The 16,020-nt window shown below is 69.5% G+C and carries 16 protein-coding genes and 1 pseudogene; 11 read left to right on the forward strand and 6 right to left on the reverse strand.

The features are described from left to right. Window positions 1-59 precede the first annotated feature (59 nt). Window positions 60-974 (forward strand): winged helix-turn-helix domain-containing protein, encoded by a 915-nt coding sequence (locus ACFYXB_RS35565; RefSeq protein WP_389589169.1) that lies wholly within the window; start codon window positions 60-62, stop codon window positions 972-974. On the opposite strand, the gene ACFYXB_RS35570 is transcribed toward ACFYXB_RS35565, so the two are convergent. Beyond that, window positions 969-1,157 (reverse strand): hypothetical protein, encoded by a 189-nt coding sequence (locus tag ACFYXB_RS35570; RefSeq protein WP_351350324.1) that lies wholly within the window; start codon window positions 1,155-1,157, stop codon window positions 969-971. The two genes, ACFYXB_RS35565 and ACFYXB_RS35570, sit on opposite strands and share 6 nt — an antisense overlap. Before the next feature lie 148 nt (window positions 1,158-1,305). Between ACFYXB_RS35570 and ACFYXB_RS35575 the strand changes: the two genes are divergently transcribed. Continuing rightward, the gene (locus ACFYXB_RS35575) at window positions 1,306-2,190 is read left to right on the forward strand and encodes a GntR family transcriptional regulator (protein ID WP_389589170.1); all 885 of its coding nucleotides are present in this window, start codon (window positions 1,306-1,308) and stop codon (window positions 2,188-2,190) included. After that, window positions 2,139-2,939 (forward strand): HAD family hydrolase, encoded by an 801-nt coding sequence (locus ACFYXB_RS35580; RefSeq protein WP_389589171.1) that lies wholly within the window; start codon window positions 2,139-2,141, stop codon window positions 2,937-2,939. Before ACFYXB_RS35575 ends, ACFYXB_RS35580 begins: the two co-directional genes overlap by 52 nt. On the opposite strand, the gene ACFYXB_RS35585 is transcribed toward ACFYXB_RS35580, so the two are convergent. After that, a complete protein-coding gene (locus ACFYXB_RS35585; protein WP_389589172.1) occupies window positions 2,930-3,112 on the reverse strand; it encodes a hypothetical protein in 183 nt (60 codons plus the stop codon). The genes ACFYXB_RS35580 and ACFYXB_RS35585 overlap by 10 nt on opposite strands. A gap of 172 nt (window positions 3,113-3,284) precedes the next feature. Between ACFYXB_RS35585 and ACFYXB_RS35590 the strand changes: the two genes are divergently transcribed. The 3 genes and pseudogenes from ACFYXB_RS35590 to ACFYXB_RS35600 form a co-directional block, all read left to right on the forward strand. Next, the gene (locus ACFYXB_RS35590) at window positions 3,285-4,160 is read left to right on the forward strand and encodes a GntR family transcriptional regulator (protein ID WP_389589173.1); all 876 of its coding nucleotides are present in this window, start codon (window positions 3,285-3,287) and stop codon (window positions 4,158-4,160) included. A gap of 213 nt (window positions 4,161-4,373) precedes the next feature. Further along, window positions 4,374-6,548 carry a phosphotransferase gene (locus ACFYXB_RS35595; RefSeq protein WP_389589174.1) on the forward strand — a complete coding sequence of 725 codons (2,175 nt, stop codon included), beginning with the start codon at window positions 4,374-4,376 and terminating at the stop codon, window positions 6,546-6,548. A gap of 86 nt (window positions 6,549-6,634) precedes the next feature. Next, window positions 6,635-7,177 (forward strand): annotated as a pseudogene (locus tag ACFYXB_RS35600) (AAA family ATPase); the annotation flags it as partial. 46 nt (window positions 7,178-7,223) lie between these two features. Here ACFYXB_RS35600 and ACFYXB_RS35605 read toward each other — a convergent pair. Further along, window positions 7,224-8,057 (reverse strand): nitroreductase/quinone reductase family protein, encoded by an 834-nt coding sequence (locus ACFYXB_RS35605; RefSeq protein WP_389589175.1) that lies wholly within the window; start codon window positions 8,055-8,057, stop codon window positions 7,224-7,226. A gap of 494 nt (window positions 8,058-8,551) precedes the next feature. Between ACFYXB_RS35605 and ACFYXB_RS35610 the strand changes: the two genes are divergently transcribed. The 3 genes from ACFYXB_RS35610 to ACFYXB_RS35620 all read left to right on the forward strand — a co-directional run bounded on the left by ACFYXB_RS35610 (window position 8,552) and on the right by ACFYXB_RS35620 (window position 10,248). Next, window positions 8,552-9,037, forward strand: a complete 486-nt coding sequence (locus tag ACFYXB_RS35610) for a helix-turn-helix transcriptional regulator (protein WP_351350303.1) — start codon at window positions 8,552-8,554, stop codon at window positions 9,035-9,037. A 77-nt stretch (window positions 9,038-9,114) separates the two neighbouring features. Further along, window positions 9,115-9,774: a hypothetical protein gene (locus ACFYXB_RS35615; RefSeq protein ID WP_389589176.1), complete on the forward strand. Its 660-nt coding sequence runs from the start codon at window positions 9,115-9,117 to the stop codon at window positions 9,772-9,774. A gap of 123 nt (window positions 9,775-9,897) precedes the next feature. Next, window positions 9,898-10,248 carry a DUF2516 family protein gene (locus tag ACFYXB_RS35620; RefSeq protein ID WP_351350429.1) on the forward strand — a complete coding sequence of 117 codons (351 nt, stop codon included), beginning with the start codon at window positions 9,898-9,900 and terminating at the stop codon, window positions 10,246-10,248. Between the two features lie 33 nt (window positions 10,249-10,281). Here the strand turns inward: ACFYXB_RS35620 and ACFYXB_RS35625 are convergent, their stop codons facing one another. From ACFYXB_RS35625 to ACFYXB_RS35635, 3 genes are all read right to left on the reverse strand, one after another. Next, on the reverse strand, window positions 10,282-11,598 hold the full coding sequence (locus ACFYXB_RS35625) for a PP2C family protein-serine/threonine phosphatase (protein WP_389589177.1): 1,317 nt from the start codon (window positions 11,596-11,598) through the stop codon (window positions 10,282-10,284). Window positions 11,599-11,911: 313 nt separating this feature from the next. After that, the gene (locus ACFYXB_RS35630) at window positions 11,912-12,997 is read right to left on the reverse strand and encodes an NlpC/P60 family protein (RefSeq protein ID WP_351350297.1); all 1,086 of its coding nucleotides are present in this window, start codon (window positions 12,995-12,997) and stop codon (window positions 11,912-11,914) included. A gap of 148 nt (window positions 12,998-13,145) precedes the next feature. Next, the gene (locus tag ACFYXB_RS35635) at window positions 13,146-13,961 is read right to left on the reverse strand and encodes a class I SAM-dependent methyltransferase (RefSeq protein WP_389589178.1); all 816 of its coding nucleotides are present in this window, start codon (window positions 13,959-13,961) and stop codon (window positions 13,146-13,148) included. A 195-nt stretch (window positions 13,962-14,156) separates the two neighbouring features. Between ACFYXB_RS35635 and mshA the strand changes: the two genes are divergently transcribed. Continuing rightward, window positions 14,157-15,494 (forward strand): D-inositol-3-phosphate glycosyltransferase, encoded by a 1,338-nt coding sequence (mshA, locus tag ACFYXB_RS35640; RefSeq protein WP_389589179.1) that lies wholly within the window; start codon window positions 14,157-14,159, stop codon window positions 15,492-15,494. Beyond that, window positions 15,487-15,999, forward strand: coding sequence for a YbjN domain-containing protein (locus ACFYXB_RS35645; RefSeq protein ID WP_389589180.1), 513 nt, complete (start codon window positions 15,487-15,489; stop codon window positions 15,997-15,999). The genes mshA and ACFYXB_RS35645 overlap by 8 nt, the downstream gene beginning before the upstream one ends. Window positions 16,000-16,020 lie beyond the last annotated feature (21 nt).

The raw sequence follows: 16,020 nt of genomic DNA on the forward strand, positions 1-16,020 counted from the left end.
GAAGCGACTCATAACCACCTTCCCATGAACTGCCGAAAGATGGCGAGAAGTTGTAGTGTTTGCGCGTGGAGCCGGAACACGCCCCCGCTGATGGGGGGAAGAGGTCACAACGGCCACAGAAGTCACATCACGAGGTGGCCGACGAGCTGCGCACCAGGATCCGGTCCGGCGTGCTGCGGCCCGGTGAGCGCATGCCCACCCAGGCCAAGCTGGCCGACGAGTTCGGGGTCGAGCGCGGGGCCGTACGCCAAGCGCTGCGCATCCTGCAGTCGGAGCGCCTGCTGACCAACGTTTCGAAGGGAGCGCCCGCCACGGTGGCCCTGGACCTGGGGTTGGGCCGGTTCGCGGCCGGTCCCGGGGCTCCTCCGCAGCCGACCATGGTGGCCCTCGCGTCCCGGGTGGCCGACGCTTTCGCGGCCCCGCACGTCGAGATAGACGCCCTGTGTCTGACCTCGGTCTCGCTCACGCTGGCGATCGGCGAACCGCTGCGCCAGATCCACGCCGGCCGACTGAAACCGGCCAAGGTCGACGTCCGCGTCCTACTGCCGAGCCGGGACATCGACCTCGCCTTCCCGGCGCCGGTCGACTCCTCGGCCGCGGGGATGCTGCACCGGCGCTGGCTGGCCCAGCGCAACGCGCAAGGCCAGGTCCTGCGGTACAACCTGCTGGCACTGCGCGCCACGCACGGCATCGATGTGAATGTTTCCTTCCGCGCGCTGCCGTTCACCCCGCCGGTGAAGTTGTACCTGCTCAACGGCATGGAGGCGCTGTTCGCGTACTACACGCTCTCCCGGCGCGAGCGGGAGATCGAGCACGAGCATCTGGAGATGTACGACTCGGACGGCACGCAGTCGATGCTGTTCGGGTTCGAGCAGGGCGCCGGACTGCGCGACACGACGTTCGTCGAGCAGTCCCATCTGTGGTTCAACGCCCTGTGGGAGACGATCAGTTCCGATCTGCTGCTGACGTCATAGGGCGGGGCCCGCGAGCAGAACCGCGAGCAGGACGGCTCCGGCGGAGCTTACCGCCGGACTCTTGGCCTTGAGTCCTATGGTGAACAGGAGCAGGCCGACGATGCCAGTGGCGCCGAACTTCCACTGCACGAGCTGTTCGAAGCCGACGACGAAGACCGCGGAGATGAGGGCGAGGGCAGGCACGGTGTTTCCCCCTTCAGGCTGCCAGGAAGCAAAACTTCCGCCAACTTGAGGAAGTTGGTAACCAACTTCGCTTAGGTTGTCCCCACTTGGCTACTATCCATAAACAACTTTCAGGCAACTCCCGCCAGATGGATCAGAGTTGTAGCGTTTGGTCGTGACCCAGGAGAACGTGGCAGTGAACGGCAGCAGAAGGCTCTCGCCCCAGGAGATCGCCGAGACCCTGCGGGAACGCATCCGCATGGGCGACCTCAAGGCGGGCGACCGCCTGCCCACCCAGGCCGAACTGGCCGAGGAATTCGGCGTGGAACGCGGCACCGTTCGCCAGGCCCTGCGCTCCCTCCAGGAGGACGGCTTCCTCAGCAACGTCAGCAAGGGGAGTCCGCCGCGGATCGCCGAGCCGGCACGGGCCGTCGACAAGCCGCAGCCGACGATGGTCAGCCTGGGCCCCCGGCTCGCGGAGGCCTTCTCGGCCCCTCATGTGCGCATAGACGCGGTCAGCCTCACCGCCGAGACCCTGTTGCTGGCGGTGAGCGAACCCCTCCGCCTGATCCACGAGGGCCGTATCCACCCCGAGAAGCTGGATGTGCGCATCCTGCTGCCGTCACGGGAGATCAATCTCGCCTTCCCGGTCCCGGTCCCGGTCGAGGGCCGGAGCAGCGACGACCAGGTCCACGAGCGCTGGCTGAAGATGCGCAACGCCCAGGGGCAGGTCCTCAGATACAACCTGCAGGCGCTGCGGGGCACCCATGACATCGACGTGGAGGTCACGTTTCGTGCGCTGCCGTTCACTCCACCGGTGAAGTTGTACCTGCTCAACGGTACGGAGGCGCTGATCGGCTACTACATGGTCACGCGCCGGGAGGAGTCCACGGACACCGGAACGCTCGAGATGTTCGACGCAGTGGGCTCGAAGTCTCTCCTCTTCTCCTTCGAGAAGGGGGCCGGTCAGCGGGATGCCGCGTTCGTGGAGCAATCGCAGAAGTGGTTCGACGCCCTCTGGGAAACCATCACGACGGACCTGACACTCTCCTAGTGACTTCTGATACGACGCAGACTGAAGCGGTGACGGAAGAGACAGCGAACCAGATCGAGAAGCTGCGGGAACTGATCGATCGTGCCCAGGTGGTCCTCTGGGACTTCGACGGCCCGATCTGCCGACTGTTCGCCGGGCACACGGCAGACCTGGTGGCCGGTGAACTGGTGGAGTGGCTGGAGGGCCGCGGACTGCACGGCCTGCTCACGGAGACCGAGCGGGAGTCGCTGGACCCGCATATCGTCCTACGAGCCGTGGACCGCCGCCACCCCGGCAGCGATCTGGTGGCGGTGCTGGAGGAACGTCTCACCCTGGAGGAACTCCGTGCCGCGCTCACGGCGATGCCCACGGCCTACGCCGACCCGCTGATACGCACCTGGACGGCCGTCGGCGCCCGCCTGGCCATCGCCACGAACAACTCCCCACGGGTGGTCCGCGCCTACCTGGCGAGCCGCAGCCTCACCGACTGCTTCGCCCCCCACATCTACGGCCGCACCCAGCAACTCCACCACCTCAAGCCCGACCCGCACTGCCTCAACCGGGCTCTGAACGCGATGGGGGCAGCACCGACCGCCGCCCTGATGATCGGCGACACCCCGACGGACCTCGAAGCCGCCGACGAGGCCGGCGTCCCGTTCCTCGGCTACGCGCGTAACGAACGGAAAGCGAAGCTTTTGAGGGAGGCGGGAGCCGTGAGCATCGTGGACTCGTTGGCGACGGTCCTGGACCTGGTCCGGGCTCAGGCCTGAGCCATCAGCAACGTGAACACGACTGCGGCCCAGACGGCCAGGGCCGTCCGTTGCGCTCGTATGCCCACTCCCACCAGCAGTAGGAGCGCCACACCGATGACACCGAGCTTCTCCTGTGCCTCCATGCCGAGGAGGAGCTCGAAGAGTCCCCGGGAAACCTGTAGCAGGAGCATGCCCCCGCCTCCCATCCACTTCCGGCATCCCATCCAGTGATCAGTCCAATTGGACTGCTGGCCTGATGGTGGTCTGCCCGTGATGGCTGATCGCTTAACCAACCAGTCCAAACGCCAAGCCAGTTGGTGGATGGTTGGTTTGTCAGTGGCAGGAAAGCGGTACGGTCGAATCGTGGACGTACAGCAGACCAGCGACGGTGGCGGGGGCAGGAAGTTCCAACGGGTCTCCGACGAGCTGCGCTCCCGGATAACTGATGGCACCTACCCGTTGCGTTCCTTTCTGCCGTCCGAGCGTGATCTCGCCGAGGAATTCGGCGTGTCCCGGGACACGGTCCAGCGCGCACTGCGGGAGCTGGCCAACGAGGGCTGGATCGAGTCCCGACAGGGAAGCGGCTCACGGGTCCTCAAGACCCAGCGCATACAGTCGTCGACCCCCAAGGCGACCAGGTCGAGCCGAGGTGCGACGCTGGCCCCCCTCATCAGCGAGGCGTTCGAGCGACCCGAAGTGGCCCTCGACGTCTACACGTTGACGTCCGAGTCCCTGGACGCGCACATCCGACTCCAGGTGGAGCGCATTCGAGGAGGCTTCATCCGACCGCAGCGCATCGCCCTGCGCATGCTCCTGCCTTCGGAGTCGTTGGATCTTCCCTACCCGCGTGTGGACGGAGACAAGGGCGACGACCGTGCCAGGAAGCGCCTGAGGGCCATCAGCCGACGCCACACGGAGTCGTTGGAGAGCCTGTTCAAGGAGCTGGTCACGGAGGAGTTGGTGCCGTCTGTCGACGTCCGGATCCGTCACGTACCGCTGGTTCCGACCTTCAAGCTCTACCTGCTCAACGGCGTCGAGGCCCTGCACGGCATGTATGAGGTGATCAAGCGGCCGATGGAGTTGGACGACGGTGAGGTGATCACGACGCTGGACGTCCTCGGCCTCGGCGCCACCCTGACTCACCATGTCAAGGACGCTGACCTGAACTCGCCGGGATCTGTCTTTGTGGCCAGTATGCAGTCGTGGTACGAGTCGGTCTGGAACCAGCTCGCCGAGTAGGTACGGCCGATGCGCTAGCATTCCCGCAACACTGAGCAACCGCTCTGTTTCCTGCATACGGGATGGCGAATCAGCCAACCTCGAACGGCACGACCATGAAGAGTGGCCATCCACCCGGTGTGCCTACTCAAGCTCGGCTCAGGTCGTCCCTGATCTTGCCTCCACATACTGTTGGCACAACTTTCGTCTCTCGCGACTGATCCGGAGCGGCCAGTGGGCGCACCCTCTTTCCCTCTTCGCCATCTGGGGGAACGCTCCAGACCCAACGCCATCAGGGCCTTCGCCCACCAGGCCGCGGATCAGGGACAGGCGATCAGCGGGTACCACAACCGGAACTACGTGCTGCCGCTGACCGACAGCGTGACCCGCCTGCTGGGCCAGGAGCCAGGCCTGTCCGTGACCGTCAGGTTCCGGCGCGCCGATGCGCTGCCTGTAGTGATCAGGACCTGGCAGGACGAGGCGTTGATCCTGGATGCCATCAGGGGAATCCTGCCGCACGTCCCCGAGTGCCTTGCCAAGGGCGATGACTACGCGATCCACAGCTACGTCGAAGGCATCCCGCTCTCCAGTGTGTGTGGCAATGGCAAGCCGGTGGACGCTCTCCTCATCAACGCGCTCGCCGGACTGCTCGCCCAGATGGCCCAAGTGCGCAGAGAAGCCCTTCCAGCCCTGCCGGCCGCGTGGCCGCGGAACGACAAGGACAGCCAGGGCTTTCTGCATGCACTGGCCTACATGGCCGACCGCCAGATCAGGCAGCCCAATTGGCAGGAATTTGGTGGGCTGTTCGCGGCGCTGGGCATTCCCGAGGACGCTCTGATCCGGTTGGCCGAGCGCGTTCCCACGATGAAGCGTCGGCCGTACAGCCTGCTCCACGCCGACCTGCACCGCGACAACGTGATCATGTCGTACGGCGGAGTCCCACCCCTCATCTGCGTCGACTGGGAACTGGCGACCTACGGCGATCCCCTGCACGACCTCGCGACCCATCTCGTACGCATGCAGTATCCGTCCCACCAGTGGGGCGAAGTGATCGACGCGTGGGCGGACGCCATGCAGCGGATCCGACCCGCGGCCGTCAACGGTGTGGCCAAGGACCTGCGCCACTACATCGCCTTCGAGCGGGCGCAGTCCGTCTACCCGGACGTGATGCGGGCCGCGAACTCCCTGCAGGCCGCGGCCGACCAGAAGAGCCTGGACGATGCGACCGCGTCGGTGCGCCGTGCCCTGGAAGTGGCGGCCGAGCCGCTCAGGCTCGGGAACGTGCCGGACGAGCGGGAGATCGAACGGATCCTCTTCCGCTGGCGGACCGCCCGGAACGGCGGCCTCGGCCTGTCGGCCGACATCAGGGAATGGCACCCGGACCAGCGGTCGCCGGAGCACCCCGATTTCCCTCACAGCGCCGTGCGTCGGGCCCTGTTCGCCGAGGGTGCGGCGCCCGCCAGCCGTGTCTTCAAGGGGACCGGGCACCTCAATTCGGTGGTGTCGGTTTCTGACGTCGGCTTTCCGGTCGTGGTACGGCGCAAGGTGGCCAACGTCTGCCGACGTGAGCGCGGTTTCCTGAGTGAGCACGCTGTGCTACGGGCCATCGAACAGTCGCCGGTCAAGGTGGCGGCGCCGAAGTTCCTCGCTCTCGGGACGAGCTACCAGGGAGAACCTTTCGCCATCCATACGTATGAGGGGCCGCGCAACACCGATCAGCCCCCGAGCCACCCGGTTAACGGCCTGCGGCCCCAGGAAGCGGATCGTCTCGTGGACCAACTCCGCGCCCTGACCTCCGTGGATTACCGGGGTCTCGACCCAGCAGCCGGCGCAGGAGATTTCTACAACTGGCTGAGCGAACAGCTCGCCCAACTGGTGGCAGACCTGCCGAAGGAGTCCCAGCGGCTCTCCCGGTTGCTGGGGTTGCCCGATGCCGGGCGACTTCGGCAGATCCTGTCCCGGCACACCGTGAGCGAGCGAGCCCCTGCGCTGCTGCACGGCGATCTGAATCCGTGGAACCTCGTGCGTCGTGACGACGATCTGCTGTTGACCATCATCGACTGGGAAATGGCGGTGATCGGTGACCCGCTGTACGACCTGGTACGGCACATGCACCTCACCCCCACCCGCCCGGAGATCAGGGAGCGCATGTTCCGCCGCTGGGCGGAGCGGCTGGATCGGCAGCACACCGTCGACTGGCGGCGGGACTGGCGGGTGTACCGGTTGATCGAGATCGTACGGTCGGCCTACGTGGACCTCGACCGTCTCGTGACCGGAGCGAGCCTCGACGCACCCAATGTCCGACGGGCCGTCGACTCGTACCCGATGACGCTCGCAGCCGCGACGGGCCTGCTCGGCCTCCGGGTCCGCCCCACCGCGAACCCCTATCTTGCCCGGGCCCTGGCGTAAGGGGACCATGACTCCACCGAATGCTGGTTCGCCCAAGGCCATATGACGGCCTGTCGGGCACCCGGACGGGGGAGGACGGCGCTCAGCAGGGCACCACTCCCTGGGCGGCTCGCCGCTGGGACGTGGCGCTGCGGCACCTGGGCGTGCCGGACGCGGCCGTGGTGCCGCTGACGACGGGCTTCCGGGTGCCGGCGGCCGTCGTCGGACTCGCCAACCGGCTGCTGGACCGGCTGGACGTCGACGTGCCGGCGGCCCGGTCGCTGCGGCGCGACGGCGAGCTGCGCCTCCGGTACGCCGACGACGTCCTCGCCGCGACCGTGACGGCCGTACAGGAGGCGCTCGCCCAGGACGGGTCCGTCGGGGTCGTCGCCGCGGACGCCGACGCGCCCCGGGTGCGCGAGGCGCTGGCCGCGGCCGGGATCGGCGCCTCGGGACCGGAGGAACTGGGCGCTCGGGTGACGGTGGTGCCCGCGTCGGTCGTCAAGGGCCTGGAGTACGACCACGTCGTCGCCGTCGAACCCGCCGCCGTAGTGGAGGCGGAGGAGCGCGGCCTGCACCGGTTGTACGTCGTCCTGACGCGGGCGGTGTCGCGACTGGACGTGGTGCACGGGCGGCCACTGCCGTTCTAGCGTCGTGCTCGGCAGTGGCCGCGCGCCGGGCCGCCGGCCCCTGGGCTCAGGCCGCGTCGAGGAGCGGGATCAACTGCTCCTCCTCGTAGGCCAGATGGGCCTCCAATTCCTCCGTCAGCCGTACGACCTCGGCGCGGGCGTCGGCCGTGGCGCCCGCCGAGACCGCTCGGCGTAGCTCCTCGACCAGCTCGGCGATGCGCTCGTGTTCGCGGTGCAGACGGTCGCGGACCGGTGCGAACCGCGGGCTGCGGTCGGCCAGGAACGGGAACAGGGCCGTCTCCTCGCCGGTGTGGTGGTTGTGCAGGCCCTGGCAGAGGGTGAGGCAGTTGACCCGCAGCTGTGCGCCGAGTGTGCTGCCACCGGTCTCCATCTCGCGCCGGATCAGGGTGAGTTCGCGCCGGAACATATCGTGGACCACTCCGATCGCCTCGCCCGGCGAACCCGCCTCGATGTGCCCCGGACCGTCCTGTGCGATCGCGTACAGCGCGACGACGGGAATCACCCGGTCCGTCTTCTCCTGATACGCCGCCCAGCCCGGGTTGGCTTCCACGGCCCGCGCGAAGGCACGGTCCCGTTCCTCGCGGTCGAGTACGACGGCCCGCGCCTCGTAGGTGAACACGCCGCTCTCGACGGTCACTTGGGGATGGGTGAGGAGGTTGCGGTACCAGTCGGGGTGCCTGGGGGAGCCGCCCGCCGAGGCGATGACCAGGACGCGGTCACCGCCGTCGGGGACGTAGCCGACGGGGGCGGTGTGGCGGGTGCCGGTGCGGGCGCCGGTGGTGGTCAGCAGGAGCAGGCGGGCGCCTTCGAACTGGCCGCCGAGGCGGCCGTGGTGTGCGCGGAACTCGTCGATGATCTGTTGGTTGAAGTCGCTGGGCACGGTTTCCTTCTTCTTTCTCTGCGTTCGGTAGTCGTCTTCGCTTCCGTAGTGCGCAGAGAAAGACGGCGGGCTCCTGGCCCGCCGCGACCTCACTCAGAGGCCGGGCACCCAACTCGCTCACGGCCCAAGGCCGACCCGGCAGTCATGCCGCGGACGCTACCGTCCCCCACATGACCGACGCCAGCGACTTCCAGGACATGCGGCCGGGAACGGTTTCGAGGGCTGATCCTGTGTCGTGAATGACTGGCACCACCGAAGACGTCGACGACTTTCTCGCCCGGGCCGGAGACTTCCTGCGCTCGCGGCCCGGCCCGCACGTCATGCAGCTGACGTGGGCCGAGCCGCAACGGCGGCCCCGAGCGTGGCTGCACGACAGGCGTCCTGAAAATGCGACACCTATCGTGCTCAGTCGCACAGGGCCATCCGCGTGGTGTAGCGCACTTTTGCAAGCGACGTGCTTGCAATTGTTAGCGGGGGTGCGGCAAAGTGGGGGCATGGCATCGCTCAACGTCGGCAATCTCGGTGAGTACCTGCGCGAGCAGCGGCGCAATGCGCAGCTGTCGCTGCGGCAGCTCGCCGACGCCGCCGGGGTGTCGAATCCGTACCTGAGCCAGATCGAGCGCGGGCTGCGCAAGCCGAGCGCCGAGGTGTTGCAGCAGGTCGCCAAGGCCCTGCGCATCTCCGCGGAGACGCTGTACGTGCGGGCCGGCATCCTCGACGCCGAGCGCGAGCTGGACGAGGTCGAGACGCGCGCCGTCATCCTCGCCGACCCCACGCTCAACGAGCGGCAGAAGCAGGTGCTGCTGCAGATCTACGAGTCCTTCCGCAAGGAGAACGGATTCGGCGGCGACGGTGCGGTGGACGCCCTGCCCGACGGCGGCACCGCCGCGCACGGCACCACCCGCACAGATGACAAGGGCGATGGCGTCGAGGACGCCGGCCGGCCCGACGACATCGATCCGCAGCGGACGGCCGGGTGAGCCGGACCAGGGCCCCGGCCGGCCCACTGCGAACCACACAACCCTCAGCCGAACGTGAATCCGGGAGGACCCTCACCATGGCCATCACCAACGACCTGCGCAAGACCCTCAGCGACCCGACTCCGCTCTACTTCGCCGCCGGCACCGCCGACCTGGCCCTTCAGCAGGCCAAGAAGGTCCCCGGTCTGGTCGAGCAGCTGCGCACCGAGGCCCCGGCCCGTATCGAGGCCGTGCGCAACACCGACCCGAAGGCCGTGCAGGAGAAGGCCGCCGCGCGCGCCAAGGAGGCGAGCGCCAGGGCCAAGGAGGCGCAGGAGGCCTTTCAGACCAAGGTCAACGAGTTCTTCGGCACCCTCGACGGCGACCTGAAGAAGCTCGGCAGCACCATCGACGCGGACCTGAAGAAGCTCGGCGAGTCCGCCCAGGACCTCGCGCTGCGCTCGGTCGGCGTCGCCGCCGAGTACGTCGTCAAGGCCCGCGAGACGTACGAGAAGGTCGCCGAGCACGGCGAGCAGGCCGTGAAGACCTGGCGCGGCGAGGCCGCCGAGGAGATCGAGGAGCTCGCCGTCGTGGTCGAGCCCAAGGCCGAGCCGGTCGAGGTCAAGCCCGAGGCCGAGGTCGAGGGCACGGAGGAGCCCAAGGTCGTCGAGGCCAAGGTCGCGGCCAAGAAGGCTCCCGCCAAGAAGGCTCCGGTCCGCAAGGTCACCGTCAAGAAGACGACTCCGCCCGCCAAGTAAGGGCGCAGATCGCCCGCCAAGTAAGGGGCAGATCGCGTACGGGCCGGGCACCCATGGGGTGTCCGGCCCGTTCTATGGGTACGGTGGCCGCGTAGGAGTCGGAGAATACGGGCGGTGGGCAGCATGTTGATGTTGGGCTTCGCAGGGTTCCTGGGACTGTTGAAGATCGTCCTGATGGCCCTGGCGGCGTTCGCGTTGTTCGACGCGGCGTTCCGGCGCGAGGACGCGTTCCGCGCGGCCGACAAGCAGAACAAGGTGTTCTGGCTGATCGTCCTGGGCATCGCGCTCGTGGTGAGCTACCTGTTCTCGCTCCTGTCGATCCTGCCGATCGTCGGCCTGGTCGCGAGCATCGTCTACATCGTGGACGTGCGTCCCGCGGTCAAGCAGGCCTCGGGCGGCGGCAGCGGCTGGGGCCGCCGCCGCGGCGGAAGCAGCAGCGACGGTCCGTACGGGCCGTACAACGGCGGCCGCTGAGCCCCGGCCGCGCACCCGTACGACGTACGACGCCTACGGCACCCGGTCCAGCAGGACCACCGCCACGTCGTCCGTCAGCTCGCCGCCGTTGAGCCTGCGGACCTCGTGGACCGCCGCCCTCAGCAGGTTCTCGCCGCGCAGGCCCTCCTCGAGCTGGCGGCGGACCATCGCCAGCATCCCGTCCTGGCCCAGGCGCTCCCCGCCCGCGCCGACGCGGCCCTCGATCAGACCGTCGGTGTAGAGCATCAGGCTCCACTCGGCCCCCAGCTCCACCTGCATACGCGGCCAGCGCGCGCCGGGCAGCAGGCCGAGCGCGGGGCCGTTGTTGTCGTACGGCAGGAGTTCCGCGGGCCGGCCCGGGCGGGCGAGCAGCGGCGACGGGTGGCCGGCCAGGCACAGGCCCGCGCGGCGGCCGTCGGGGGAGATGTCGACCGTGCAGAGGGTCGCGAAGATCTCCTCGTCCGCGCGCTCGTGCTCCAGGACCTGCTGCAGCGTGCCGAGCAGCTCGTCCCCGCAGAGCCCGGCCAAGATCAGCGCGCGCCACGCGATACGAAGCTCCACGCCGAGCGCCGCCTCGTCGGGCCCGTGGCCGCAGACGTCGCCGATCATGGCGTGCACGGTGCCGTCGGGCGTGCGGACGGTGTCGTAGAAGTCACCGCCGAGCAGCGCGCGCGAGCGGCCGGGCCGGTAGCGGGCGGCGAAGCGCAGCGACGAGCCCTCCAGGAGGGGCGTCGGCAGCAGGCCGCGCTCCAGGCGACGGTTCTCCTGCGCGCGTACGCGGCCCTCGGCGAGCCGTCGCTCGGCCGTGTCGGAACGTTTCCTCTCCACGGCGTACCGGATCGCGCGACTCAGCAGTCGGTCGTCCAGTTCGTCCCGGAAGAGGTAGTCCTGGGCGCCCACGCGCACGGCCTCTGCGCCGCGCTCGGCGTCGCCGGAGGCGGTCAGCGCGAGGACGGCGTGCCGGGGCGCGAGCTTGAGCACGTGCTTGAGCACGGCCAGCTCGTCGTCACCGGCGCCTGCCCGGCCGGTGGCCGCCAGCGCGAGGTCGAGCAGGATGCAGTGGACGTCGTCGGTGAGCAGCCGCTCGGCCTCGGTGAGGTTGCGGGCGGTGCGGACGCGGATCGGCTTGCCGGAGGGGTCCCGCAGTTCGGGCACGATCGGCGAACCGGCCGGATCGTCCTCGATCAGCAGCAGGGTGAGAGTGGCGCCGGCCGCGTTGTGGGTGTTGCCTGCGGCGGCTTCCGTGTGGTGGGCCTCTTCCTTGAGGGGGCCGCCGACTGCGGGCGCGGCCTGCGCCTGATCACTCTCCACGGCCGGGATCGCTCGCTGCCGCGGTATGGGTGCGGGCATCTTGTTGGGTTCCTTCCCTCCCCCCGAGGGCATGGCGGGGCGAGGGACCTCGACCCACCCCACGGGGACCATAGCGGTACTGGCCACCGCAAAGGAATGGTGTGAGCCGCGTCGCTCTGCCTCAGGCCTCTGTCATATGCCGCTTTCCGTATCGCAGTTGGACAGGCCGGGGCTGAAGAGGGGATGACGAACGTCACGTCCCGCCCGGGTTTGGCGGGTCGTTGACCGTGCAGTGGGTCACATGGCGTACGTCACGGGGCCGGTCGGGTGTCCGGCCGTACGGCTTTTCGGGCGTCCGCGTTCGTACGACGTGTCACTCATCCGGCCGTACCACCCCCAGGATCGGCATCGAGCCCGCGCCCGCCACCGTCACCGTCCGTCCCGGGCGTGGGGCGTGGACGATCGCGCCGTCGCCCACGTACATCGCGACATGGCTGGCGTCGTGGAAGTATATGATCAGGTCGCCGGGGCGCATGTCCTTGATGTCCACGTGCTCCAGCTGCTTCCACTGCTCCTGCGAGGTGCGCGGGATGGGCCGGCCGGCGCTCGCCCAGGCCTGTGACGTGAGGCCCGAGCAGTCGTACGTCTTCGGGCCCTCGGCGCCCCATTCGTACGGTTTTCCGAGCTGGGCCGTGGCATACGTGACGGCCTTCTTGCCGAGTCCCGTCGCCTTGCCGTTGATCTCCTTGAGTATGCCGGTGTCGAGCCAGGCGGTCTGGGCCTGGTAGGCGGCCTCCCGCTCCAGCTCGGCGAGGCGCTCCTTCTGCTTCTTCGCCAGCCGGGACTCGAGCTTCTGGGCGGCCGCGATCTGCCGCTTGATCTTCTTCTTGGCGGCGGCCTTGGCCTTGCGGCCCGCCTCCAGCTTCTGCCACTGGGCGGAGGCGTCCGAGGCGTACTGCTCCAAGTCCTGCTGGGTGCGGGTCAGTTCCCCGATCAGGCCCCTGGTCGCCCGCTGGCCCTGGAGCACCCGCCCGGCCCCGTCCAGGAAGTGCTGCGGGTCGTCGCTCAGCAGGAACTGGGTCTCGGGCGGGAGTCCGCCGGTGCGGTACTGCTGGCGGGCGGCGGCGCCCGCACGGTCCTTCAGATCGTCCAGCTTCTTCTGGCTCTTGACGATCTCCTTGGCCAGCTCGACGATCTCGGCGGACTGCTTGCGGGCCTTCTCCTCGGCCGCGTTGTAGACGTCGGTCGCGACCGCGGCGTCGTGGTAGAGCTTGTCGAGCTTTGCGCGGACGGCCTCAAGGTGCTTGTCCGGCGGGGGCGTCGGAGCTGCCGTGCGCGCGGGCGACGCGGACGGTGTCGGTGCCGGACTCGCGAACGCCGTGCCCGGGGCGGCCAGTACGGTGACCGCGCAGACGACGGTCACGGCTGTCGTGATCAGGCCCCGCTTGCCCGTACCCATACGAAATCCCCAACTGATTGACCGTCAGTAACTTACGACGCCGGGGGGATCGTGCCATGTCGGCGCACAAAACGACAGAGGGCGCTCTCCCCGCCTTTGTGACGAACGGCCCGCAAAGATCGTTCCCCCGCAGGTCGGAGGTGATGCGTCAGACGGTGCGGGGCGCCAACGCCCGCCACGCCACCGTCACTTCCCCCTGCCGCCAGCGCGCCGGGGTGTCCGTCACCGGCCAGTCGGCCGTCAGGTCCCGCACCGCCCGGATCCAGCGCTGGCGGGCGCCGTAGGAGGCGTAGGGCACGGCGGCGGCCCAGGCGCGGTCGAAGTCGCGCAGGAAGGCGTGCACCGGCTCGCCCGGCACATTGCGGTGGATGAGCGCCTTCGGGAGGCGTTCCGCGAGGTCGGAGGGGCGCTCCAGGGAGCCGAGCCGGGTCGCGAACGTCACCGTCCGCGGGCCCTCCGGGCCGAGCGCCACCCACACGTGCCGCCGTCCGATCTCGTCGCAGGTGCCCTCGACGAGCAGCCCGCCGCGAGTGCCGGGGCCGGACGGGGCGAGGCGCGCGCACAGCCGCTCCCAGACCGCGGCGACCTCCCCCTCGTCGTACTGGCGCAGGACGTTGGCCGCCCGGACGAGCAGCGGGCGCTGGGGGACGGGGATCTCGAATCCGCCGTACCGGAAGGCGAGGCCTTCGCGTTCGTACGGCCGCGCCGCCACGACCCGGGCGGGCTCGATCTCGACGCCGACCACACGCGCGCGTGGCGCGACGCCGCGCAGGCGGCCGAGCAGTTCGACGGCGGTCCAGGGCGCGGCCCCGTAGCCGAGGTCGATCGCCACGGGGTCGGCGGCCCGCCGTAGTTCGGCGCCGTGCGTGGCCGCGATCCAGCGGTCCATACGGCGCAGGCGGTTGGGGTTGGTCGTCCCGCGCGTCACCGTTCCCACGGGGCGGGTGGCGGCGCGGGCTGTCATGAGTACGAGGGTAAGCGGGGCCGTGCCTCCCGCTGGCCGCACGCATTCCGGTATCGAACGGTTGAGCGATCATGGGTAATGATTCAGTAAATCCCGGTGATCGGGAAATGGAGCCGCATCCTCCACTGTTGGACCACCTTGGAGGTCCTCGCACGTCCTCCGTCAGGCATGCCCGCAGCCGAGGAGGAACGCCACGTGAGCCAGTACGTCAGCAGGCTCGGGCGTCGCTCTCCGGCCGCGCCCGCACGGCTGAGGCTGCACCGCAGGCCCCGCCGAGTGGCCATGCTCTCCGTGCACACCTCACCGCTCCACCAGCCCGGCACCGGCGACGCGGGCGGCATGAACGTCTACATCGTGGAGCTCGCGCAGCGCCTCGCCGACATCAACATCGAGGTCGAGATCTTCACCCGGGCCACCGCGGGCGGCCTCCCGCCGACGGTCCAGCTGGCGCCCGGCGTCCTCGTCCGGCACGTCGACGCGGGCCCCTACGAAGGCCTCGCCAAGGAGGACCTGCCGGCCCAGCTGTGCGCCTTCACGCACGGCGTGATGCAGGCCTGGGCCGGCCACCGCCCCGGCCACTACGACCTCGTCCACTCGCACTACTGGCTCTCCGGCCACGTCGGCTGGCTCGCCGCCCAGCGCTGGGGCGTCCCGCTGGTCCACGCCATGCACACCATGGCCAAGGTCAAGAACGCCAACCTGGCCGACGGCGACACCCCCGAGCCCGCCGCCCGTGTCATCGGCGAGACCCAGATCGTCGCCGCCGCCGACCGGCTGATCGCCAACACCGCCGAGGAGGCCGGCGAACTGGTACGGCACTACGCGGCCGACCCCGCCAAGGTCGCCGTCGTCCACCCGGGCGTGAACCTCGACCGCTTCCGCACCGCCGACGGCCGCGCCGCAGCCCGCGCCCGCCTCGGCCTCCCGCAGGACGCCCTGATCCCACTCTTCGCGGGCCGTATCCAGCCCCTCAAGGCCCCGGACGTGCTGCTGCGCGCCGTGGCCGTCCTCCTCGACGAGCACCCGGAGCTTCGCTCGCGGATCCTCGTCCCGGTCGTCGGCGGCCCCAGCGGCAGCGGCCTCACCAAGCCGGAGGGGCTGCAGAAGCTCGCCGCGCGCCTCGGCATCGCGGACGTCGTACGGTTCCGCCCGCCCGTCACCCAGGACCAGCTCGCCGACTGGTTCCGGGCCGCGTCCGTCCTCGTCATGCCCTCCTACAGCGAGTCCTTCGGCCTGGTCGCCATAGAGGCGCAGGCGGCCGGTACGCCGGTGCTCGCGGCCTCGGTCGGCGGGCTCCCGGTGGCCGTGCGCGACGGGGAGACCGGGTTCCTGGTGCGGGGCCACGAACCGGCGGCGTACGCGCGCGTGCTGGGCCGTTTCGCCGACGAACCGTCACTGTCCGCGCGTATGGGCGAGGCCGCCGCCCGGCACGCCCAGTCCTTCGGCTGGGACACCGCGGCCGCCGCCACCGCCGACGTGTACACGGCCGCGACCCACGCCCACCGGCGTCGCGTACGCTCGCACCATGGGTGATGAGCGGCAGGCGGCACAGGTCATCGAGGGCGTGCTGAAGGACGCCGAACTCGAGTGGGAGAGCCCCGCGCCCGGCAACTTCGTGGTCAAGCTCCCCGGCACCCGCAAGCTGTCGACGACGGTCTCGCTCCTCGTCGGCCGCCACTCCCTCTCGCTCAACGCCTTCGTCATCCGCCACCCCGACGAGAACGAGGCGGCCGTCCACCGCTGGCTCCTGGAGCGCAACCTCAAGCTGTACGGCGTGAGTTACGCCGTCGACCCGCTCGGCGACATCTACGTCACCGCCCGCCTCCCGCTGGCCGCCGTCACCGCCGACGAGACCGACCGCCTGCTCGGCCAGGTCCTCGAGGCCGCCGACGGCAGCTTCAACACCCTTCTGGAGCTGGGCTTCGCCTCCGCGATCCGCAAGGAGTACGCCTGGCGCGTGTCGCGGGGCGAGTCGACGCGGAACCTGGACGCGTTCACGCATCTGACCCAGCGTCCAGCCGGCGCGGCCTCCGACTGACGCACCGTCCGACCCCTTCCC

The organism is Streptomyces sp. NPDC002619, from assembly GCF_042889305.1.
Classification (GTDB): domain Bacteria; phylum Actinomycetota; class Actinomycetes; order Streptomycetales; family Streptomycetaceae; genus Streptomyces.

Excerpts from the sequence above, each read along its gene's own strand:
- ACFYXB_RS35645 (WP_389589180.1), top strand. The coding sequence starts at position 15,487 with ATGGGTGATGAGCGGCAGGCGGCACAGGTCATCGAGGGCGTGCTGAAG.
- ACFYXB_RS35585 (WP_389589172.1), bottom strand. The coding sequence starts at position 3,112 with ATGCTCCTGCTACAGGTTTCCCGGGGACTCTTCGAGCTCCTCCTCGGC.
- ACFYXB_RS35610 (WP_351350303.1), top strand. The coding sequence starts at position 8,552 with ATGGCATCGCTCAACGTCGGCAATCTCGGTGAGTACCTGCGCGAGCAG.
- ACFYXB_RS35635 (WP_389589178.1), bottom strand. The coding sequence starts at position 13,961 with ATGACAGCCCGCGCCGCCACCCGCCCCGTGGGAACGGTGACGCGCGGG.
- ACFYXB_RS35615 (WP_389589176.1), top strand. The coding sequence starts at position 9,115 with ATGGCCATCACCAACGACCTGCGCAAGACCCTCAGCGACCCGACTCCG.
- ACFYXB_RS35630 (WP_351350297.1), bottom strand. The coding sequence starts at position 12,997 with ATGGGTACGGGCAAGCGGGGCCTGATCACGACAGCCGTGACCGTCGTC.
- ACFYXB_RS35625 (WP_389589177.1), bottom strand. The coding sequence starts at position 11,598 with ATGCCCGCACCCATACCGCGGCAGCGAGCGATCCCGGCCGTGGAGAGT.
- ACFYXB_RS35620 (WP_351350429.1), top strand. The coding sequence starts at position 9,898 with ATGTTGATGTTGGGCTTCGCAGGGTTCCTGGGACTGTTGAAGATCGTC.